The 22,251-nt window shown below is 45.3% G+C and carries 17 protein-coding genes; 10 read left to right on the top strand and 7 right to left on the bottom strand.

All coding sequences use genetic code 11. From position 1 onward, the window contains the following. Positions 1 to 59 precede the first annotated feature (59 nt). The 5 genes from JGK11_RS11445 to JGK11_RS11425 all read left to right on the top strand — a co-directional run bounded on the left by JGK11_RS11445 (position 60) and on the right by JGK11_RS11425 (position 8,040). On the top strand, positions 60 to 347 hold the full coding sequence (locus JGK11_RS11445) for a DUF5837 family cyanobactin class RiPP (RefSeq protein WP_293190738.1): 288 nt from the start codon (positions 60 to 62) through the stop codon (positions 345 to 347). 357 nt (positions 348 to 704) lie between these two features. Continuing rightward, positions 705 to 1,658, top strand: a complete 954-nt coding sequence (locus tag JGK11_RS11440; protein ID WP_293203147.1) for a LynF/TruF/PatF family peptide O-prenyltransferase — start codon at positions 705 to 707, stop codon at positions 1,656 to 1,658. Between the two features lie 65 nt (positions 1,659 to 1,723). After that, positions 1,724 to 2,644: a LynF/TruF/PatF family peptide O-prenyltransferase gene (locus JGK11_RS11435; RefSeq protein WP_293190733.1), complete on the top strand. Its 921-nt coding sequence runs from the start codon at positions 1,724 to 1,726 to the stop codon at positions 2,642 to 2,644. 400 nt (positions 2,645 to 3,044) lie between these two features. After that, positions 3,045 to 6,917: a PatA/PatG family cyanobactin maturation protease gene (locus JGK11_RS11430; protein ID WP_293190731.1), complete on the top strand. Its 3,873-nt coding sequence runs from the start codon at positions 3,045 to 3,047 to the stop codon at positions 6,915 to 6,917. A 325-nt stretch (positions 6,918 to 7,242) separates the two neighbouring features. Continuing rightward, positions 7,243 to 8,040: a DUF5829 family protein gene (locus JGK11_RS11425; protein ID WP_293190728.1), complete on the top strand. Its 798-nt coding sequence runs from the start codon at positions 7,243 to 7,245 to the stop codon at positions 8,038 to 8,040. 365 nt (positions 8,041 to 8,405) lie between these two features. Here JGK11_RS11425 and JGK11_RS11420 read toward each other — a convergent pair whose 3' ends face one another. Then, positions 8,406 to 10,550, bottom strand: coding sequence for a lipoxygenase family protein (locus JGK11_RS11420; RefSeq protein ID WP_293211723.1), 2,145 nt, complete (start codon positions 10,548 to 10,550; stop codon positions 8,406 to 8,408). 755 nt (positions 10,551 to 11,305) lie between these two features. Here JGK11_RS11420 and JGK11_RS11415 point away from each other — a divergent pair. The 4 genes from JGK11_RS11415 (at position 11,306) to JGK11_RS11400 (ending at position 17,100) form a co-directional block, all read left to right on the top strand. Beyond that, complete coding sequence (locus tag JGK11_RS11415; protein WP_293204283.1) at positions 11,306 to 13,021, top strand: sulfatase-like hydrolase/transferase; 1,716 nt, start codon at positions 11,306 to 11,308, stop codon at positions 13,019 to 13,021. A 194-nt stretch (positions 13,022 to 13,215) separates the two neighbouring features. Next, positions 13,216 to 14,265, top strand: coding sequence for a mechanosensitive ion channel domain-containing protein (locus tag JGK11_RS11410; protein ID WP_293184599.1), 1,050 nt, complete (start codon positions 13,216 to 13,218; stop codon positions 14,263 to 14,265). A gap of 268 nt (positions 14,266 to 14,533) precedes the next feature. Continuing rightward, positions 14,534 to 15,523, top strand: a complete 990-nt coding sequence (gene egtD, locus JGK11_RS11405) for an L-histidine N(alpha)-methyltransferase (protein ID WP_293211721.1) — start codon at positions 14,534 to 14,536, stop codon at positions 15,521 to 15,523. Between the two features lie 473 nt (positions 15,524 to 15,996). Next, positions 15,997 to 17,100: a linear amide C-N hydrolase gene (locus tag JGK11_RS11400; RefSeq protein WP_293211719.1), complete on the top strand. Its 1,104-nt coding sequence runs from the start codon at positions 15,997 to 15,999 to the stop codon at positions 17,098 to 17,100. A 17-nt stretch (positions 17,101 to 17,117) separates the two neighbouring features. On the opposite strand, the gene JGK11_RS11395 is transcribed toward JGK11_RS11400, so the two are convergent. The 3 genes from JGK11_RS11395 to JGK11_RS11385 are packed head-to-tail and all read right to left on the bottom strand — an operon-like array spanning position 17,118 to position 18,217. Beyond that, on the bottom strand, positions 17,118 to 17,276 hold the full coding sequence (locus JGK11_RS11395; protein ID WP_293211717.1) for a hypothetical protein: 159 nt from the start codon (positions 17,274 to 17,276) through the stop codon (positions 17,118 to 17,120). Beyond that, positions 17,273 to 17,725: a sterol desaturase family protein gene (locus JGK11_RS11390; RefSeq protein ID WP_293211715.1), complete on the bottom strand. Its 453-nt coding sequence runs from the start codon at positions 17,723 to 17,725 to the stop codon at positions 17,273 to 17,275. The genes JGK11_RS11395 and JGK11_RS11390 overlap by 4 nt, the downstream gene beginning before the upstream one ends. Positions 17,726 to 17,740: 15 nt before the next feature. Further along, positions 17,741 to 18,217, bottom strand: a complete 477-nt coding sequence (locus JGK11_RS11385) for a hypothetical protein (RefSeq protein ID WP_293211712.1) — start codon at positions 18,215 to 18,217, stop codon at positions 17,741 to 17,743. A gap of 198 nt (positions 18,218 to 18,415) precedes the next feature. Here JGK11_RS11385 and JGK11_RS11380 point away from each other — a divergent pair, with 198 nt between their 5' ends. Next, complete coding sequence (locus JGK11_RS11380) at positions 18,416 to 18,685, top strand: DUF2442 domain-containing protein (RefSeq protein WP_293211710.1); 270 nt, start codon at positions 18,416 to 18,418, stop codon at positions 18,683 to 18,685. Positions 18,686 to 18,752: 67 nt separating this feature from the next. On the opposite strand, the gene JGK11_RS11375 is transcribed toward JGK11_RS11380, so the two are convergent. The 3 genes from JGK11_RS11375 to JGK11_RS11365 form a co-directional block, all read right to left on the bottom strand. After that, positions 18,753 to 18,896 carry a hypothetical protein gene (locus tag JGK11_RS11375; protein ID WP_293211708.1) on the bottom strand — a complete coding sequence of 48 codons (144 nt, stop codon included), beginning with the start codon at positions 18,894 to 18,896 and terminating at the stop codon, positions 18,753 to 18,755. A 512-nt stretch (positions 18,897 to 19,408) separates the two neighbouring features. Next, on the bottom strand, positions 19,409 to 20,524 hold the full coding sequence (locus JGK11_RS11370) for a hypothetical protein (RefSeq protein ID WP_293211706.1): 1,116 nt from the start codon (positions 20,522 to 20,524) through the stop codon (positions 19,409 to 19,411). A gap of 397 nt (positions 20,525 to 20,921) precedes the next feature. Continuing rightward, entirely contained in the window at positions 20,922 to 22,130 is a 1,209-nt protein-coding gene (locus JGK11_RS11365; RefSeq protein WP_293211704.1) for a hypothetical protein, read from the bottom strand. Positions 22,131 to 22,251: the final 121 nt, after the last annotated feature.

Genomic DNA, 22,251 nt, shown 5'->3' with positions numbered 1-22,251 from the left:
AGAGGATTGACCCACCTCAACGGGTCAACAAACCAAACAACAAAATGAGGAAATTACTCATGGAAAAGAAGAACATTCTGCCCCAACAAGGCAAACCAGTGATGCGGAGCACCACTGGTAAACTCCCCACCTACTTGGCTGAACTCTCTGAGGAATCTCTCGGTGATGCTGGTGTGGGAGCATCTGCCACTACTTGTATGACTGCCTTCGATGGTGCGGAAGCATCTATCACTCATTGTATGACTGCCTTCGATGGTGCGGAAGCATCTATCACTCATTGTATGACTGCCTTCGATGGTGCGGAAGCGTCTGCCAGTACTTGTATTACTGCCTTCGATGGTGAGTAAGGATATGTAGCCTAGCTTACTTCAGTGGCACTACAGTTAACCTCCAGTTGCCATAGAAGTGATTTACTAGGCTGTGAGTTGTTGACGAGGTTAAAGATGTCGAGTTGCGAGCAAAACTTTACTTTATCCTGAGTTTTGTACACTTTCTTCATCTACCTCGTCTTCATCTTACACCTCCCAAAAGACAGGCGCTACAACGCTTCGGCGTTTAGCGGTGTGAAAAATGGGAAATTAATCGCCATCAGGTCAATCTCAGTGGCGATTAATTTCCACTAAATATTTTTTGCTAAAAAAGCAATCCGTACTTTGTTGTTAAACTTAGGCAATCCATTAAAATTAGCAACAAAAATTACTAAGATGATTACCCTAACTTCTATGCTTCAAAATAATCGTCTCAAAGACCGCCGTATTCAGTTTATCCGAGCCCATCAAGAGGCTTTTGATGTTGAGCCAACCTTCCCTCTCCCTCTTTTTGAAGAGGTAATTCTTGAGATTGAAGGTTCTTGTTTTGTTGAATCCTCTTGCCAAATTGAAGGTGGCCGAGTGCTAGCAGGGCGTCATGAGGTTTGTAAATATCCTGGAAAGTCTTGGCCGGAATCGCTAACTCATGCGTTTAAGTTATTAGATAAAATTGAGAATCAGTTGGGTATACGCATTAATCGTAACTCGTTTGAGCAGTTTGCAGCAGCACATATTGGCTCTCGTAAAATCACGAACAACAGTATTGGCATTCACTTGGGTTCAAAGCTGGAAGATTCCAGTGCAGTCTTCTATGTTTATATCGATGACGAGGAAGATCCTGAAGAATTAGCAAGGACAGCAATCGCTCTTGATGGCGGTCACTATTCAGATGAATTAACACAGGTTTTGATTAGAGATACTTGGGCAATTAGCTTTAAACTTTTCTTGGATGGTCGTAGTCGCGTCGAGCTATGTCCTTATGCTCCAGCACAGCCAGGATCATTAGGAATTAGAGGAAAGTATCTTACACCCTACATACAAAAACACTTTTCACCGAAGGTAAATTCTATTTTCAGGGGTTCTTATCTCCTTATGACACGCTTCTCTAAAGACTATGCAATGCCAGTCTTATGGTTTTACTTCACAAACATCAAAGACATACCAAAATATTTTCTATTTAATAGTTTAGGTGATAAGATATACGATTATTGTCAAAGTCAAAGTTGCATCACGGGTACTGGTGTGGCTGTTGCAGAGCCAGAGTTAGAGAAGACTCGATTAGAAAATTTTTGCTTTTACTACGATCAACGTGACGGATGTCAGCCACGTCCTGGTTTTGAATTTTCTTAAAAATGACCTAATATTTCGCAATTTCCCTTTACTAACATCCTCCAATAATCCCGTTCTGAAACTCTATGCTTCAAAATATTCAAAATAATCGTTTCAAAGACCGCCGTATTCAGTTTATCCGAGCTCATCAAGAAGCTTTTGATGTTGAGCCAACCTTTCCTCTCCCTCTTTTTGAAGAGATAATTATTGAAATAGAAGGTATATGTAGTGTTAAACCGTCTTGCAAAGTTGAAGGTAGTCAACTGCTAGCAGGACGTTATGAGACTGTTGTTCTCCCTATGAGAAAAACTTGGCCAAAATTGCTAACTCATACGTTTAAGTTCTTGGATAAAATCGAGAATCGGTTAGGTGTACGTCTCAATCGTAAATCGTTTGAGCAGTTTGTCGCAGCACATATTGGCTCCCGCAAAATTATGGATAACACGATTGGCATTCACTTAAGTTCAAAGCTGGAAGATTCCAGTGTGATGCTGTATATCCATCTCGACACGGAGGAAGATTGTGAAGAATTAGCAAGGACAGCGATCGCTCTTGATGGTGGTCACTACTCAGATGAATTAACACAGGTTCTGATTAGAGATATGGGCGTCATCGGTTTTGAACTTTTCTTCGATGGTCGTACTCACCTGACTCTATGTCCTGTTACTCCAGCACAGCCTGGATCATTAGGAAACAGAGGAAAGTATTTGACACCATACATACAAAAATACTTTTCAGAAAAAGTGAATTCCATTTTCAGGGAATCATCTATCTTCAAAATATGCTTCTCTAAAGCTTATGCAAGGCCAGTTTTAGGGTTTTACTTCAAAAACCTCAAAGACATACCAAAATATTTTAGGTTTAATAGCTTAGGTGATAGGATTTATGGCTTTTGTCAAAGTCAAACTTCTATCATTTTTTCTGGTGTGTATGTTACAGAGCAAGAGTTAGAAAACAGTCGATTAGAAAATTTTAATTTTTACTACATTCGATATGAAGAATATTAACTACATCCGTAATTTTGATTGTTTTTGAAAAAGATTCTGATGAGGAAATCAAAACTGAAGACTACTAGAGCAATTTCCACTCTGATGCGGTACACCACAAGGAACGCAAGTATTCTGCCCCTAAAGTTGGATTGACTTTACAGGTTTGGAAACCGCTATACATCCTGCACTCAGCACAATAAAATCCGAACAATAGGCAACGCCGCCAATCAGAACATCATGAATCTATCTTTCAAACAGCGCGTCAAACAGTCGTTCAACAGTCTGAAAAAAATGATAACCTTCTAACATTACACTGCTCCAATTGTTAACATCAAATAAGATTCCATTTATAATAATTTCATCGATCGCTATTGCCATTGACTCACTTTCCCAATCATCGTTTCCCATTATCTACGCCATGAGCAATCACCCTTTCGCGGTTTCCCTCAACCCTTTTGTCCAAGTCAAAAGCGCCGAAGACTACTACACCCTGCACTCGGCAGAATCCGATCCGACCGCTTTGCTAACCCTTGCCACAACGCCCGGAATCGGTATGGCTCTGGATCGTCTCAAGGAAGGCAACACCACCACCGCATCTCTCGTGCAAGGGTTAGCCGAACTCGATGGTCGGGCAGCCGGGGAACAGTTTGCAGTGACGCTACAACAATTGGATGAGCGGAGTTGGCTCAGTTACGCTGTGTTGCCGCTGGCAGTGGCGGTTCCGATGGTGGATTCTGCTGAGTTGAATTTGACCGAACTCTACTGGACACAAACCCGTCTGGGCCTGTCCCGCTTTGCCTACCAACATCCCTATGAAGGCACAATGGTGCTGGAGTCCCCGCTCTCGAAGTTTCGGGTCAAGCTCCTCGACTGGCGAGCAAGTGCGCTCCTGGCTCAACTCGCCCAGCCCCAAACCTTAGCAACACTGACGCCACCGCCCTACCTCGGACCAGAAACTGCCTATCAGTTCCTCAATTTGCTTTGGGCTGCGGGGTTTCTGACGGCTGACCCTGAACCCCCCTCGCTCCAGCTTTGGGAGTTTCACAACCTGCTGTTCCATAGCCGCAGCCGCTTGGGTCGTCATGACAATCCAACAGTAGATGAAAAGTTTGACCAGTGGTCGAATTTCCCGGTGGTGAAGCCGCCCATGAGCGACCGGATTGTACCGCTACAGCGTCCGCATTTGGGGACGTTGATGTGTAACGATGCCACGCTCACGCAAGCGATCGAAGCACGAAAATCCGTTCGAGATTATGATGAGAACCATCCAATGTCGGTCGAGCAACTGGGCGAACTACTGTATCGCACTGCCCGTGTTAAGGAATTAATTAACCAAGACCAGCTAATTAGTAAAGATTTGCAAAAAAAGTTAGGTACTGTTGCAGATTTTGACTATGGCGAGTTGAGCCGACGGGCTTATGCTGGTGGCGGGGGAATGTATGAATTAGAAATTTATCCGGTGGTACGGCATTGTCAAGGCTTGAATTCAGGGGTGTATCACTACGACCCTCTCAATCACCAGCTAGAGCAGCTACTAGAATGGGGGGATGATATTTTAGTTGCGTTAGGTTATGGCTTGGTCGAGAAATTCTGGGATCCACGTCCACAAGTGACGTTAGTAATTACAGCACGGTTCGGTCGCATATTTCGTCGCTATTACGCTATCGCTTATTCGACTGTGCTTAAGAATCTTGGACTGCTCTATCAAAACTTTTACTTGGCGGCAACCAATATGGGTCTGGCTCCCTGTGCAGTGGGGGCTGGGGATAGCGATGCTTTTGGTCGAGCGATAGGCCTAAACTATTTGGAAGAGTCGGCTGTCGGAGAATTTTTGCTCGGGTCGTTGCCCAACCGCAATGTTGAAGCAAGTGGACTGGAGTCGATTGAGGTTGATAGCTCAGAATATCAGACTGAGACTATGGTCTCGGCTAGGGAGACTGAATTGGGTGGAGTTGAGGCTAAGCCTGAGTCTGGTGAGACAGGAGTATTGAGAAATCAGCTTGAGCCAGTTGGGCTAGTGGCAGAAATTCCGCCGCCTGGGGTGTGGGACAGTTCTGACAATACCTCGGTAAAAGTTGAGGACATTGGGGCTGAGGCTGTTGACTTGGCTCCTTCAGATTTACTCTCCCAGACTCCAGATTCATCCAGTGTCGCTGAGGGTGAAAGATCGTCAGCGGCGGTTTCAGCTAGTAAAGTTGATAGCTCTGCAACCAAACTATCGCTGGCACTCCACCCCCATGACCTCGACGATCGCATTCCTGGACTGGCCCAACTCCACAACCAAACTCTCGGCGACCCCCGCATCACGATTGTAATTCTAGACGGCGACCCAGATTACACATTGTCCTGCTTTGCTGGAGCTGAAGTCTCCAAGGTGTTTCCCTACTGGCACGAACCAGCAGAACCAATCAGCCCACAAGATTACGCCACCTACCAAGCAATCCGCGACCAGGGGCTAAAGGGTAAAAAGAAGGAAGATGCATTCTACGCTGCCCTCCCAAAAAACAAGGAGCGGGTTGAACTCAATGACCATGCCTGCCACGTCACCAGTATCATTGTGGGGCAAGAACACAGTCCTGTTTTCGGTGTGGCTCCCAAGTGTCGGGTAATTAATATGCCCCATGATGCACTAGGAAACTATGCCGATATGCTGTCACCCCTCAACATAGCCCGTGCCTTCGACTTAGCCTTAGAGTTGGGAGCAAATATTATCCACTGCGCTTTTTGTCGCCCCACCCAAACGGGAGAAGGAGAAGAGATCCTTGTCCAAGCGATTAAGAAATGTCAAGACAACAATATTTTGATCGTCGCGCCGGTGGGGAACAATGTACACCAATACTCGTGTCTGCCCGCCATGCTGCCGGGAACTTTGGCAGTGGGAGCCGCAAAAGTCGATGGTACACCGTGTAAATTTAGCAACTGGGGCGGCAACAACACAGAAGAAGGCATCCTTGCTCCGGGTGAAGATATTCTAGGGGCGCAACCCTGCACCGAAAAACCTGTGCGTCAGACAGGAAGCAGCATGGCTGCTCCTGTCATCACGGGCATTTCTGCGCTGCTGATGAGTTTGCAACTGCGAGAAGGAAAACCCATCGATGCCGAAGCCATCCGAGCCGCCCTACTCAACACCGCGATTCCCTGCGACCCAAAGGTTGTAGAAGAACCGGAACAATGTCTGCGCGGCTTTGTCAATATCCCCGGCGCAATGAGAGTGCTGTTTGGGCAACCCTCCCTCACCATTTCCTTCGCGGGCGACAAAGTGACCCGCACCGAACGTGCTGGATATGCCATGCCTAGTGCTACGGTTGCCCCGGCTGGCATCACCGCCGCTATAACGGCTACTGATACCAGCCCAGCCGTGCAACCCGCCACTCTTGCTACACCCACAGAAGCATCCGTTACTGTTGCTGACTCCGCCACAGTGGAAGCCAGCACCGCCTATTCTGGCAACGTTTACGCCCTAGGGACTCTTGGCTACGACTTCGGGGATGAAAGCCGCCGCGACACTTTCAAGCAACTGATGGCCCCCTCCGAAATCAACGGTATCATGGTGCCCGCAGACCCCTACGATGCCCGCCAGATGATCGAATACCTCGATCGCAACCCCGATGAAAGCCGTTCGTTAATCTGGATATTGAACTTGGATGGAGACACGATCTATGCCCTAGATCCAACAGGGCCGTTTTCAACAGATATCTACGAGATATTTCTGCTCATGTTGGCGGGGCAACTAGAGCCAGAAACCAGCGATGAGTTTGTAGAGCGGATCAGCGTACCCGCCCGACGCACCAACCGCACGGTGGAACTCTTCTCCGGTGAAGTTGTGCCTGTGGTGAAGGTACATGACGTGCGGGGGATGTACGGCTGGAAAGTGAATGCTCTGGTGAACGCGGCAATGGTGCGAATCTCTCGTCAAGTAGACGAAGCCCAAGAACCGATCGTCCGACAAGCTCTGACCTCCTTCCTCAACCGAGTCTACAACGATCTCCGGAATTTGGGGCAGACTTCGCGCGATCGAGCGCTCAACTTCGCTGCCACTAACATATTCCAAGCCGCTGTGACCTTTGCTCGGGCGATCGCCCAGCGTCGTCAACTGGACACCATTACAGTGGAAAAAAGCCCTTTCTGTCGCCTCAACAGTGACTGTTGGGATGTCAAGCTAGAGTTCTTCGACCCGGAAAGCAGTAGTCGATCGCGCAAGGTTTTCCGCTTTACCCTTGATGTGGTGCAGCCGATGCCAGTCACTTTGGGTGAGGTGAGGAGCTGGTCAATCCCTGGTAAAGTGAGTTGAACGCACTGGTGACGGACTCACGTCACAAGAGTCGGTATGACATGAGCTTCTAGGCCATTCCAGAATTTCCTTGAACTGAGATCTTGCACCATTTTCAATTAGCCTTTCATGGGCGGGCGGGACGCCCACCCCACAAGAAAACTCACTCTTTGTGGAACAGGCCGGAAAGCCTGTTAAGCGAGAATGGTGCAAGATCTCAGTTCAAGGTACTCGTAATTTTAGGAATAATCCTAATACCTTTGCGCGACTTAAGTTAAAGAGTTTTTATGAACAGGCATCTTGTCTGTTCCACAATTTGTATTGCTAAGGCTCAAGAAGTAAAAACATGGGAATAGAATTTAACCATTTATATATTACTCTCGACACAGAAACACTAGAGTCAATAGCCAAATCAGAGTTCATTAGCCAAGAATTCTGCACAATATCCAGAGATACCGTAGAAACTGATACAGAGAGTTGGGCGGGTACTTATCTCAGAGGGAAACATAGCTATCTTGAGCTTTTTGCACCAGGGGGTGCTGAAGGGTTTAGGGAAGGTTTTTCGGGTATTGGTTTCAATAGTAAACAAGCAGGACAGATTGATATTGTAGATGAAAAACTAAAATCCTTAGTCGCCCAAGAAACGTTTTCTGATTTGCAAATTCGTCAAACCGAAGATGGAAAAGTACCCTGGTTTCATTATTGGGCGCTCAAATCAGAGAGAGAAGCCTTCAGTGCGTGGTTGATGGAATTTCATCAGGATTATTTAGACTATAAAAACATCAAGCTTACCAGTGCTGGTTGCTTTGACCGTGCTGCTTATCTAAAAAACCTTGCTACCTCCGAAACTTCTTTATTTGAAGACATTTCAGAAGTTCATCTTGAATTGACTTTAGCGGAACACGAGGAACTAGCATTACTACTTCGAGTCTTTGGCTATCACTCATCTTGCTCAGGAGATATTACTACCTATCGTTCTCATGGTTTTACTTTACAAGTATCTCAGAAAGTTGCTCCAAGTTATCGAATTCGCAAGGTTGTTTGCACGATGAAGGATCAAGTTCATCAGCAAAGAAAGTTCACTTTCGGTGATAATGCACAGTTAAATGTGGGTGGAGAGTTGGCAATTTGGCAGTTTGGATGACTGAAGCAATAAGTTTAAAAATAGCGGTATCCCTTTGTTTGGTAGTGCAACTGATAAATTTGGCAACCGCTTGCTACCCTATTTATCAGTTGCGTCATGTCCAATAATGTCAGCCCTCAAGCTTTATATTATATAGCAATCCTAAATCATTCATGCAGATATGTAGGGGCGGTGCCCCCGTGCCCGCCCTCCGGGCGATTTGGGCAACCACGGGGGGATTGCCCCTACAAGAATTATGCAAATGATTTAGGATCGCTATAGGACTTACGCAAAAACTCCGGGTTCTGACAAAAATCGTCGCTTTTTAGATGAATATTGACGCAGAACCCTGGTTTTGTGCCTCCCGTGCGTAAGTCCTGTATTACTCAAATATTGATGCTGAGAGGGATTTTTGAAGGCTGCAAAAATCGATAAGACACCAGCCTTTGGGCATCTGCTTCGAGAATTTTTGCTTCGATGTCATTCAGGTTTACCTTGAATTTCTCGAAAGCTCTTTTCAACTGCGGCTCGACAAAAGATGAACCGGGGTAATCGAGGAGGTTCGTATAGTAAACTGAACCCAACAAATAAAGCACTTCTATTTGGAGTAATGCTCGCTCTAGTGGCGGTAGCGAACCCATGAAATTTTGCTGCTGTGCGGAGTTGGTAGGTGCTGGAGAATAGCAACCCAAAGGAAATGCTGGTGCGTAGGTCATCAAGCCACTTTGCGGAAAGTTAACAGCAGCGTGTTGGGCGCTAGCTGCAAAGATAACCGTAGAGATGGCCTCTACTAAATAATCTAAGCTTGCAATCCGACCGTCAGCATTTTCGCCAATATAGCAGTGTCCTTTGGCAAACAATTCACCAGCCCAATTTTGCAGTTGTCGATCTGCCACTACGGACTTATCGCTAGAATAGTGCAGGCGCAGGTATTCGCCCACCCACTGATGGATCGCATCCCAAATTAGTTGTCCGTCATCTCGATAAGGATAAATCGGTAATTGCTGGGAATTATTGACACCCCGTTTTTCTAAAGTTCGGGGGAAGGCAACTTCATTAAAGTTAGCTAAGTGGCTCATCGCTTCTTTAATAGCGAGTTGGCCGTTACTGCCTATAGTGGCACTCAATAAGAAGTCTATAGGCCCTTCTGGTGCTAATAAATTCTTATGTGCGCCGTAATTAATCAAGATAGTACCTTGCAAGTGAGGTTTCAACAAAACCATTACAGGATGACTTTTATCGGTAAAGCAGCGATTAGTTGCCAGAACAAAAGGCTCAATAAATAAGTGAGTCTGAGCTAGGTGAGATATCAGCTCGTGGTAATTGCTATCTGCCATTTGCACGACGGTTTTAGCTGTCATCCAGTTGTCGCCATCTAGGGGCGTAAATACAGGATTGTTATCCCCCGGAACTTGTTGGCAGCGAATTGCTATTGGCCGTAAATTTCGATCTTGACACTGTTCGGGCGGTACTGCAAATAATGCGATTGGAGCATACATATACTTTGGCAACCCACCAATATCGCTATTGACTAAACTATCGAGCTTGGAATAATCTGCTAGATAAAGTCGCCCGGATTGCAGTGCTGCTTCTAGATTATCTTCATGCAGAATCTCTCCGTACTGTTCGCTGGTAATTAACAGGCGCTCGTCTAGTTCTTGGATTTGATTGAGCATTACAGGGTTTGGCCCTGCTACTTGCATATAAGCAAAAACTGCATCTTGTTGGAAATTTCCTACAGTTGCGGGTCTGATTGTTAACGGGTTGAGTAAGTTTTCGTAATCTTCGAGAGTCGGATTGACAGTACCGCGTACAAGTATTTCCGTAGAATCAGCTTCCTGGTTAATCAATTCTTCTCCCAAACATCTAGCAATTCCTTGAAGGTGCTTGTATAATTCTTTGTCAACTTCCTCAACTTCCTCAACTTCCTCGAATTGAGCGACTTCCTCAATTTCATCAACTCGGTCAACTTCATCGAGTTGCTCGCTTTTGAGATTTCGTGCAGATTTCACTTCTAAGTTTCCGCTGAGTTCAGCTTGTATTTCTCGATCTATTCGATCGAATACATTTTCAACTTCACTAAAATCCCCTGTCAAGGGAATGCTACTTTTAACCTTGGGGGATACTTTTCGCTCCAAGACTGATTCTAGTTTTAAAACAGCATTAGTTAATTCTGCTTGTCCCTGGGCTGCCCTTATTTCACGCTCGATAGACTCTAACGAATCAATTTCACGCTCGTTTGACAGCGAGCTTTTGAGAAGATTAGCCGACTTTTCAGCCTCGCTCAAAATACTCAGCGTACTCAACACTAAACTCACCCATTTCAGGCTGGGAAGTTCATCGGCTTTAGGCAGTCTAGGCAGGTTGGCGATCGGACTAAGTGGCACCTCAGTCATAGCTAGAGGAGCTAAAACTGTATAGTCATATTCGTATTTACCAGATACAATCAACCTGCGAGCCAAAGGAACCGTTGCTAAAAAAGTGACGAAACGGTACAGCGTTTGAATGATTTCTTGCCTGGAAAAAGACATATTTTGCTCCAAAAAAAAATATTACTAGATTGGGTGAATCGAGAAGTTACTAGATTGGGTGAATCGAGATTAGAGTCTTCAGTATTGGTTGGTAACAGTTTGACTCTTAATTTTGTATTAGTTGCATCAGTTGATATAGCAATCCTAAATCATTTGTGAATTTCTTACTCCCTCCTTTTGCTAAGGAGAGGGTTGGGGTGCCGGAAAAAATTTACGACTCCTGCAAGGATTGCTACAGATTTTTAGCTGCTTGCGACTGCTACCAATCAAGAACTGGCAAGTTGTCGGCTCGGGATTAAAGTTGAAAGCCCAAAAATCCACTGTTTAACGAACTCAGCTAATATAGCATACCTGCTGAGCAACATCAGAATTCTCCTCACAGACCACCATCAGGAAGCTCGCAGGTGAAAGAAAGTCGATCGCGAGCGTTGTGGATTGATGCTTGCTTGCAAGACGGCTTGCGCCAGAGAGCAATAGCGCCAGCAAAGGCTGGAAGCTAGTTCTCATCCTAGTTCTGTGCTTGAAGCCGTATAAATTAATACACCAAATAAATAAGAAAAAAGATGACTGCAAGCCGGAAACAAAAGTTAACAAAACTTTTTAGCTAAAAAGTTTTTTTAGGCGCAAATTCAAGTAATCTATCTTTTGAGGCGAACAACCAGTCAAATCTAACTATTTTTCCAGAAAACGGCTGATTTAATCCAAATCCTGGGTAATTAAAGCGAATCGGAAAAAACCGATGGCGATTTTCTTCCTTGTGTAGGGCCACCCACTCGACAAGCGGGTGGACTCAAAGCTTGAGACGGCCAAATATTTCTGATATTTTCCCTCTACAACTTATAACTGGCTTCAGTTCTTGCCGCTCCTGCACGGCTCCCCCAAACCTATTTACTTCATACCCAAAAATGGCAATTGAGGATCTTTTCGCCAAGTACAAAAAGCCCAACATCGTTATTATCATTACCGACCAACAGCGCGCCTTGCAGCACTATCCGCGGGACTTCATCTACAGGCTCCCCGCACTGAAGCAGTTGATGAGCAACGGTTTGAGTTTCGATCGGGCATTCACCGCCGCTTCCGCCTGCGCCCCCAGTCGCGCAACTTTCTTGACCAGCCAGTATCCGGCAAAGCACAAAACAACGGATACTGGTCAGCTACAGCCGAAGGAGCCTCTGAACACACAGTTGCCCAACCTCGCCCATGTCCTAGGGAAGGCTGGCTACAAAACACGTGCTTGGCTCGGCAAATGGCACCTTGGAGAAATTGATACTAGCCCCATCGAGGCTGGATTCACGGAATGGGATGACCCGGACGCAGGCATCACAATCAGCGATTACAACACCCTAGGTGGTGGCGAGGCAGATAACGACAGCCGTTACCTCGCCGATATGCTGAAGTTCGTGGAACGGCAGGACGAGAAGGCTGAAGATCCGTTTTGCCTGGTTGCGTCCTTTGTCAATCCTCACGACGGGTTCGTAGCGTTCAGAGGGCTGGGTGGCTCTGGATATGCAAGCAGTACCCTCACTGAGGCGATCGTGGAGCTGCCACGTAACTACAGGCAGCATCTGAACGAACACCTCTTGGATAACTTACACTCAGAGCCTCGCGCCCACGCCTCAGCGAGCTGGTGGACTTTCGCTCGACCTGGCTCTAAGATGCCTCCCAAGCACAGACCGCAGGATTATGTCAACTTCTACGCCTATCTCCAGATTTTGGTCGATCGACAAATCGAGCAACTCCTGGACTGTCTGGCGAAGCAGAATCTGATCGACAATACCCTGATTATCCGCTTCGCTGACCACGGTGAAATGGCTATGAGCCACGGTTTAGTTGAGAAATTCTTTAACGCTTACGAAGAAAGCATTCGCATACCCTTCGTGTTCTCCAATCCTGTAGCCTGGCCTACAGCGCAGACTACCCAATCCCTTGCCAGCAGCGTCGATTTGACTCCGACCATCGCCTCGTTGCTTGGTGTCGAGTGGCACAAACCGGAGGAAGCGATTCCAGCAACAGCCAACCCGACGATTTTTTACGGGCAAGATTTGTCGCCAATTCTCAACAATCCGACTTCCACTGTCCAGGAATCCATCCACTTTACATACGACGATAATCCAGCGGTTATACCTCCTCCAGAAGATAAACCGAAGCAGAGGATTTTGCACCCCAGTATCGTCCGAACGATTCGGACTTCCAAGTGGAAATATTCGGTCTACTTCAACGAACAAGACGAGGCGAAGGCTGAGGGTGCCGAAGGGGATTGGGAACTCTATAACCTAGAAGTAGATCCTTACGAGGACAAGAACCTAGCTGGTAATGGCGATCCCGAGATTAACAAGCAGCAGTGGGAATTGGAGCGGCAATTGCAAGAGGCTATGAATCGCCTGGGAACTATGCCGACTGCCTTCAAATGGCCTCCCCAGAAGACCTTGTTAAGCCGAGGCGCACCCGCCACCAAACCCACCGATATCTAGAGCGCGAGCGCCGAAGTAAGGAGTCCCGCCAAACTAGGGAGAGGATCGTGTTTTCCCTCCTTTCTCTGATTTGGGCAATATTCGATCGATCAATTAGAAAAACTCAATTACCAGTTGGTTAACCTATGGAAGCAGTTTGGGATACGTTAAAGAATATCAATTACTCTGGCATACCGATTGCTAGAATCGCTATTGTGCTCGTTGTTCTAACCTTGACACAGACGTTAAGGCGATTTTTCGTAGCAGTCATTGTTAAAACTATTGAGAGTTTTACTAGCAAAACTAAAACAACACTTGATGATGAGTTGATTACAATTATCAAGCCTGCTTTAAGTTGGCTGATTCTGATAGGTGGATTTTGGCTGAGTAAAGAAATTCTGGCAGATAACTTAGGTTCTCAACTAAATCAAACAATCGGTAGCCTGCTCAACTATACAGTTATTTTCATAGTTGCCTATGTTATTTACCGATGCTCTTCTATTTTCGGTCAGATTATAGCCAACTTAGTGCTGCACACCGAAACAGAGCTCGATGAATTGCTCAGACCTTTAATGCCCAAGATTTTTCAATCAGCAGCAATTATTGTCTTTATCATCAAGATCAGCGAGGCATTTTTAGGACAATCTGCTGCTGCATTGGTGGGGCTATTGGGCGGTGCCGGTATCACTTTTGGTTTGCTGCTGAAGGATATTGTTTATGACTGGTTTTGTACGCTGATTATTTACTCCGACAATCTCTACCGAGAAGGTGACTGGGTGGGGATATCCGGGGTCGATGGTTTCGTGCAGATACTCAATATTGGATTCAGAACTACAACTCTACATATAACTAAGTGGGGTTCTATCATCAAAATGCCCAATTCCAAAATGATTTCTGGAATTGTCGAAAACTGGTCGCAAAATCCGGGTAAAGAATTAAAATGGGGCTTAGTCTTAACTCTCAAAATAGACGGCATTTCGGCGGGGCAAACGGCGCGGATTTGTGAAAAGCTTGAAGAATTGCCGAAGTACATTCAAGGCTTGTCTCCGTCGTGTACGGTGCGGTTCAAACAAATTGACAAAAATGCCCGGGTTATTGAAATTATGGCAGTTGTCAATGACGATAATTTCTACTTTGATGCTGAGAAAAACTTAAATCTAGCTATACTAGAATTACTCGAAAAAGAAGGAATAGATTTCCTACACGTGGAACTAAGAACGGAACCTGAAAAATACAAAAAGAGCCTGCAAGCAACCAACAATTGAGCATTCATGTTGGCTCGAAGTCAATTTAGAGTAACTGCTTGCTCGCATCGTGCGATAGCGGTTGAAAATCGGGTGAAGTACAGTTACAGTCCTAGCAGACATCTGTACTTGACTCCACTCATTAATGCTAAATTGCCTGCTTTTCTCTCGATAATTCAACCTCAAATATATCGGTCATCCAAGCATTTGAGGGAAAAATATCCCGCTCCGTTTAATAACAACGGGGATTCCTGCTAAATTTACCGCACTCGCACTCTCGGAAAGCCAAATGTCAACCGCCTCTTTAACAACTCTAATAACTATTCTGGATTGCCATTCTACTCTAAAAAATGATGGCGAAGATGTCATTCAAGGATTGACCAAAAACCCAAAAACTTTACCCGCTAAATATTTTTACGACAGTCGCGGTTCTCAACTTTTTGAACAAATTTGCGAATTGCCCGAATATTATCCAACTCGCACAGAAGCCTCGATTTTGCGCCAATATGCTGGTGAAATCGCACGGATAACAGGTGATTGCGAACTCGTAGAATTAGGCAGTGGCAGTTCCACAAAAACTCGCCTTTTGCTAAATGCTTATCAATCTCGAAATTACTCCTGTAAGTATGTGCCTGTTGATGTAAGCGCCAGCATTCTCAAAGAGAGCGCCCTTCAATTGCAAGTAGAATATCCGGCTTTGCACGTTCAAGGGTTGATAGGAACTTACGAACAAGCCCTCGCTCAATTAACGCCTGCATCTTTGCCTGCGCGGATGATTTTCTTCTTGGGCAGTTCTCTGGGTAATTTCACGCCGCAGGAATGCGATGTTTTATTGAACCAAATTAAAGATGTACTCGCTCCGGGAGATTACTTTTTACTCGGCATTGACTTGCAAAAATCCCAGCAAATTTTAGAAGCAGCTTATAACGATTCTCAAGGTATAACTGCCGCTTTTAATTTAAATATGCTCGACCATTTAAACTGGCGTTTTCAGGGTGATTTTGATACTAATTTATTCACCCATCAAGCTATTTACAATCAACAAGAGAACCAAATTGAAATGTACTTGCATTGCCAAACAAGTCATGTAGTGAATTTAGAAAAGCTTGGATTGAATGTTACCTGGAAAACTGGCGAAAGTATCCTTACGGAAATTTCTCGTAAATTTGATTTAGACACTGTGGAAAAAGAACTAGACTCCAAAGGACTGAAAACCATAAAAAGCTTTACAGATCCCCAAAAGTGGTTTGGTTTAATTCTGTGTCAAGCCACTAAATGAATCACCCCGAGCCTTCGGTATTGTTTGGTTCCCAACTCTCCAAACAATACAAATTAATCTAGAAAATACGCAACCGCAGACGGCAGCACGTACTAGAACTATATTTAAAAATGTGCGTTCTCAATCGCGAGGTAGATGATGTGCTTTTCTTGTTTCAAGACTTGCTGTCAAAGTATTTGGATCGAGAAAGCGATCGGTACAAGCCCCCCAAAACGGTTGATTTGTAGTAAGCTTTAACACACCGACTTCTCAGAGCTTGAATAACCGCATTTTTTATTAGGTTTCGGGTATAGTACGAGCCGCAATTTCGCTTGTCTGTAGCAGGTAACTCTGGTCTGATTCAAGTTAATTATTTCCTCGCCTCTATTGCTATAAAAGTAATATTTGGTGTATACTTATTTAAGCGGTTACAGCAGTGGGAGAACCAACAAAACTCTGTAACAGCCAATACCTTCTATGGAGCTATCTGAATCATGTGTACGAGAATTCTATACGTTGATGGACAAGATGGACAAATAAATCCATTAATATATGACCCGAACGCGCCTAGTCCCAACGTTGTGACCGGTCGCAACATGGACTGGGCAGCCCCGCTTGAAAGCGAAATTTGGGCATTTCCAGCAAATATGGAGCGCCAGGGGGGAACATACAATAATAATGGTGATAGTTCCTTTACGTGGACATCTAAGTACGGCAGCGTAATTACCTCCGCCTTAGACGCTTGCACTACCGACGGTATCAACACTCAGGGTTTGGTTGCCAATTTGCTGTTCCTGGTAGAATCGGACTACGAACGAGGGGACGGGGAAGAAAAATTGCCAAAAATGTCAACTGCGGCATGGGCGCAGTACTTCCTCGATAGTTTCGCCACGGTCAAAGAGGCGGTTGAAGCTATGAAACCTGAAAAGTTCGAGGTGGACGCGCCCGTCATACCGGACGGCAGCAATAAGAAAAGTACAGTTCACCTGTCAATTTCCGACGCAACTGGCGATTCCGCAATTTTCGAGTACGTAGGCGGCAAGCTACAAATCCACCACGGTAAAGATTATATCGTGATGACCAATTCTCCGACCTACGACAAACAACTCGCAATCAACGAATACTGGGAAAAAAAGGATGGCATGATCGTGCTGCCGGGCACTAACAACGCCTCCGATCGATTTGCCCGTTGCTCGTTTTACCTATCGGCAGTCCCGCGCGATAATGTCAACGATGTACGCACAGCTATTGCAACCACCTTTAGCATAATTCGCAATGCCGCCGTGCCGATCGGGATCGCAGACCCCGAAAAGCCCAATCTTGCCTCCACACTTTGGAGCACCGTTTCCGACCACAAGAATCTGGTTTATTACTACGCAAACAGCCGCAGTGCGAGTGTCTGTTGGATCGATCTCAAGGAATTAAAGCTTGGCGAAGGCTCGGGAGTGCGGAAGATCGATATGCTCGAAGAAGTGAATACTCTCGAATGGTCGGAAAAACCCAAAAAGCCGGTAATAATCGAAAAGTGGGAGCTGGGCGGCGACCTCACCGATCAATTTGTACCGACCGAGCCGTTTGAATTCTTGCCTCACCCTTAAGTGTCAACGCTTCCGAGTCAGGTATAGCTTTTCTGGGATAGATGAGGTATGCCAGATTCTAGGTAGATCAAGGTTTTCAACCTTTGATACCTCATCTTCGAGAGCGATCGCCGATCCAAAGCTTCTGCATCGGCTTTGGCTTGGCGATCGCCGTACCAGCAAGGGTCGAGGTTCAATTCCCGCCATCAATGTTCTTACAGGACGGCTTGAGAAAGTTCTTTTCCAGAGCAGCCGCAGGGAACATAATTCCAGGCTTCTTAGTAGGATGGTTCAGCGTATTGAATATCCGATCCCAAAATCCTTGAATGCCGTAGTTTCCCTTAAAGCGAGAGTGGTGGAGATCGTGAAAATCTGAGTCAATGAAAAATATTGACAGAGAGCTGTGACCTTCTAAATTGTAAGCATTGCCGATCGCAGTCCAGGCGCACAATTGAGTAATATCGTATCCGAATACAAAAACAGGCAAAACGTCTGCAACGGTGACGATAGCGTATTCAAGTAGGCTTTTATGACCGGCTACAAAACTGGATGAATCCAAGAATTCGTGATGTTTGAGATGTATTTCCTGCAAGAACTTTTTGTGAAAGAGCCTATGGGTAACATAAAAGCAGAAATCCGCCACCATTATTCTCGCGAAGAATCATCCAAAATTTAAGAGCCAGCTATTTCCCCGATGAACTTCGGGAGCTAGGTACAGAATAATCGCTGCTGCTACTAAACTTTTAATTTCTCCGACCAGAATTCCTTGAGCAGTAAATTCAGGGAACGGTTGTTCTTTCACTTTCTTGACTCGGACATTGAATCTTTGCCGCCAAGTCTCGTTGTTCTCAATAACTTTTTCAATAACAATACCGAGGCTGTAGAATGAAAGTGACCCTACCAGCCAGTACAGCAAAACCTCGGCGGTAAAGCCGAGATGGAATTTATTTGAGAGCCAATAAATTAACTGCTGGACTAGGGTACAAGCAACAGCTACTTTGATAAAAAACTCTATTTCAAAAAATAAATTAAATAGTTTGACTGTTAGTTTATCCTGAGAAATTACAGTTTTTTCAGGGCAATTATTGAGTAGGTTCGGGGGCTGAGAACCTGGACTGAGCATTGTTTTGTTTTTCACGTTTAGTTATCTGGACACCAGGATAAATCCATCTAGTTTAGGAAGAACAATTAATCGCTAAAAGCCTTAATATACCGTTCCTAATAACTGACATTAAGGACAAAAACTTCTCACCAATAAATTCTTATTGAGAATGCTGTCATATCTAAATTCCACTTTAAGGAGAACTAGAGGTTTCAAATATTCTCTGGTAAGTAGATGCATTTACCCTGCGTTCGCACCTTGGTGATTGAATTTACCAATCACGAAGTCAAGCAATATAATATTGTCCATCTTTTAAAAAATCTCATGTTTGCTCCACTTCGTCAACCTGCTTTTTTCAAGAATTTTAAGGTTGAGCAAGGCGGCTACGGGATTGTGTGGAATGAAGATATTGATTTGAGTGAGTATGAGCTTTGGAAAAATGGCATAACAGTGGCAGAAAGCGTAGGCGTAGCCCGTCGTAGACATTCCTCAGTTAAGCTGTAGGATGGCAACTGGGTTTTTCTATTATTCGTAAGTGCGATCGGCTTCGCTGCGGCCGTTGGCAATCGCACTAAAAAATAGGATCGGCATTCTGTAAATAAAAGGCGATCGCACTTCTCCCTACAAAAAAGGCGATCGCCCTTCTCCCTACAAAAAAGGCGATCGCACTTTCAAATCCCCAAAGCGATCGCACTCCCGTAAATAAATCAAACAAAAAGCGATGTCTACGACGGGCTACGCCTACGCATTACACGATCCGCGATCGCCATAAAACTTAGGGTGAGTTAGCAACAGCCTAACCCACCCAATTTAATGATAATGATACCGATGGTGCGTTAACGAAGTGTAACGCACCCTACAAGATCGGGCGATCGCACTTCCACAAGTTGAAGTTGTGGTATTCTTAAGAATCCCATGATCCGTAATTATCCAACAACACTCTTGTTCTTTTACAACATGGTTTGTAATGTCATCCTATAGGTTATTCCTGCCGCCTGCCCTGTGTTGCCGAACAAGAATGTGCCGTTTGCAGGCGAACACTGACGCGCTGCGGTATCTGATGGGTTTAAAACACCAGCTAACCCTCCCGCAAATCCCTCGCCCCCAGCGGGAGACTGGGAATGTCCTCGCTTAGGCTCTGCCTCTACTTTTCATGCTTTGGCGCGATCACCTTTCTAAATTCCCCAAAGCGATCCCCTCCTCCCTACAAAAAAAAGATGGAAGTCATCACGCTGAATGCCCTAACCAACGGGCTAAACTAAGGACATTTTGACCTATGACAAGTGGGTTTCTGGGCTGGGTAACCGTGTCGATCGTCATGGTATTGTCAGCATTGAAAGTCACAGTATTAGTCACCCTATCGCTGCTGGGAACGTAGAATGGCCACAACCCTTTTGACGTATTGCTGAGAATGGTTTGTTGATCCGTTTCGCAGTAGATTGCATTGGACGTGACAGTAGCATTAACCTCGTCCACCACCACCAGCGCAGCGATAAAGTGATTCAAGCTACCATCTGAACCAAAGAATTCCTCCCAAGTTGGATTCGGGTTTGGTGGCCACGGCGGTGTCTGTTTATTACTGTATGCCATGTTCAGCAACGACGAATTGTACCAAGATCCGGGTGTTGAAGTCCAAACCGCTTGTGCATTGAAACTGGTGTTGACAGTGACTTGGCTTGCAGCAAACCTGCGGGTCAGCCGAGAGTCGCTACTGCTGCCGAACCACAGACCATTAAAGCCGAAATTGACACCACCCGTCCAAGTATTCTGAACATTATCTGTACCTGAGACCTGGGAACTGTCGAATAAGAAAGATACGCTTGGCGAATTGGCAAGAATATTCAACAGAGAAGCATAGTTACCATCGAAGTCCGGTGGTCTTGCGTTTATGCCTTGATAGGGCAACAGTGCTTGTTGAGCTGCCTGGATAAGTACCATCTGTGATAGAGCTGCTGCTCCTTGATTTGCAACCGACGGAGCGTGTCTCATTGCCCAATTCCGGAACACCGTGGGGATATCGTTCGGTGGAGGGGGCGGATTTTGCTCGTCCAGGAAGCTTAACCAAGCTTTATAGTTTTGCTCACCTATGATCTGCTCGAACGCGCTCTCTGGAAATTCGATCTGGCTAACAAGAGCTACATATTCATTAAAGAAGAGGGTATCACTGTAAACACAACGGTTGAAGGTAAGTGACGCAGGCGGAATAACATTCTGATAAGACCACAACCCAATATCATTTGATGGGGCTATCGGTGGTGACGGCTGACTGATCTGGAACATATCACTAGCAACTCCTAACACCTTTATCAGAAAGTTGTACCAGTGATTTTGTAAGATAGTCATTGGGTCGGACATCTCGTTCTGCAACATAAATTATCCCTATCAGATTACAAAAAGTAAAAAAATGCGGTTCTTCAGTTTGGACATTACACAAGACATAAACCTTGTACAAATACTATACTACATCGTGAAGCACGAAAAATGTAGTTCAAAATCATTGAAAGTATTATCTTCTGTATGAAGCTTAATTTCTAAAAATGGCAAGTTTTATGTTTCTACAGAGTAGTTTGACCACTCTGTCGAAACATAATAATACCTTCAAAAGGTATTACATCCCGATATCTATTAACAACTCGTCAATACTGTATTTGAAAGACAAATCAACAGTCTAAAGATAGCAGAACCCTACAGAAGCTATCACTTGAACACTAGAACACTTATTCGTTAACGGCAGCATACATCATACACAAACTCTGTTGAGGCATGCGTCATACATAAACTGTGCCGAGCTTACTGAGTGACCGACAAAATCGCTAACAGGTAAAACGTTGATTCCAATAACGATAGGAACTCCCGGATTGCTGTTGATGTGAACCGTCATTTTACCGTTGTTATCGAATTTAGTGCTTGTACTAGATCCGCTGCCGCTATTACTGGTGTAGAACGGCCACATACCCGCTCCCGAGTTTTGGGAAATGGCATTCTGGTCGCTTGTGCTAAAACTAGCCTGGGACGTGACTTCAATATTCATTGTGTCTACAACAATAAGTTGCACCGCAAAGCGTTGTAGATTACCCCTGTCGCCAAATGTGTTCTGCCAGTTGATCGATGAACTAGAATTCCATGGATTGCCAGTCCTGTTGCTGTATCCTAATCCCATTGCGGCAGAACTGTACCACTGTCCAGCAGTTGCTAAGAAGGGTAATACGTGGGCAAACGAAGCATTAACTGTGACACCATTTGAGGCAAACTGCTGACTGATCGATGAAGTGGAACTACTGCCCGACCACAGACCAAAGAATCCAGAATTGCTGCTGTTCGTCCAAGACTTAGACACGTCAGAAGACATATTGCTGCTAGATAGGTCGAACGAACGACTGGGCGCAGTGGGAAGCATTTGTACCAGTGTGTTATAGTCAGGAATCCAATCTGGTGGTTTAGGCACCAAATTCTCATCCATATACAACGAAGTTACTGTAGTCTGTGCAGCAATAATAGGGTCGAGGAAGTCAGCTGCCATAGCAGAAGCTCCAGAACTTGCGACTGCGGAGTGACCATAGCGCATCGCCCAATTGCGGAAAGCTTGCGGGAACTGATTCAAAGGGAAAGTTCTATCCAAAGCAACTCTCGAGTAAGCCAACCATTCGGCAGAAATCGTTGGCCCAACTACTTGATCAAATTGGGGTGGCGTTGCTGGCACTAAAGCACTAAGGAAAGCAGTATAGTTGCTAAAGAACTGATTGCCGGCGCTTTGAATGTAGTTTTGAGTCAGCGACAAGGGCGGAATGTTGTTGAAGTAGTTCCAGAGCAACCGATCCGCCTGAGGTCCCGAAGCAAGAGGAGGCGATGGTTGAACGACTTGAAAGGGATCTCCAATCCTGAAACCTAGCCCCTGCATTAGGGCGTTGTAGAAACCATTCTGTAGGTCTAGAAATGCGTCATTACTCATTGGGACTTAACTCCTTATAATTATCATCCGTGACAGATCAATTTTGATTGGATGTCACAATTTACAGTAGTGGTTTTTTCTTCCCACATCCTTTAGACGTTTCCCACCCCCAATTTCGGAA

The sequence above is a fragment of the Microcoleus sp. PH2017_34_RAT_O_A genome (assembly GCF_020737885.1).
Lineage (GTDB): Bacteria > Cyanobacteriota > Cyanobacteriia > Cyanobacteriales > Microcoleaceae > Microcoleus.
The sequence above is the reverse complement of the archived record's forward strand: the minus strand, read 5'-3'. Positions and strand labels throughout refer to the sequence as shown.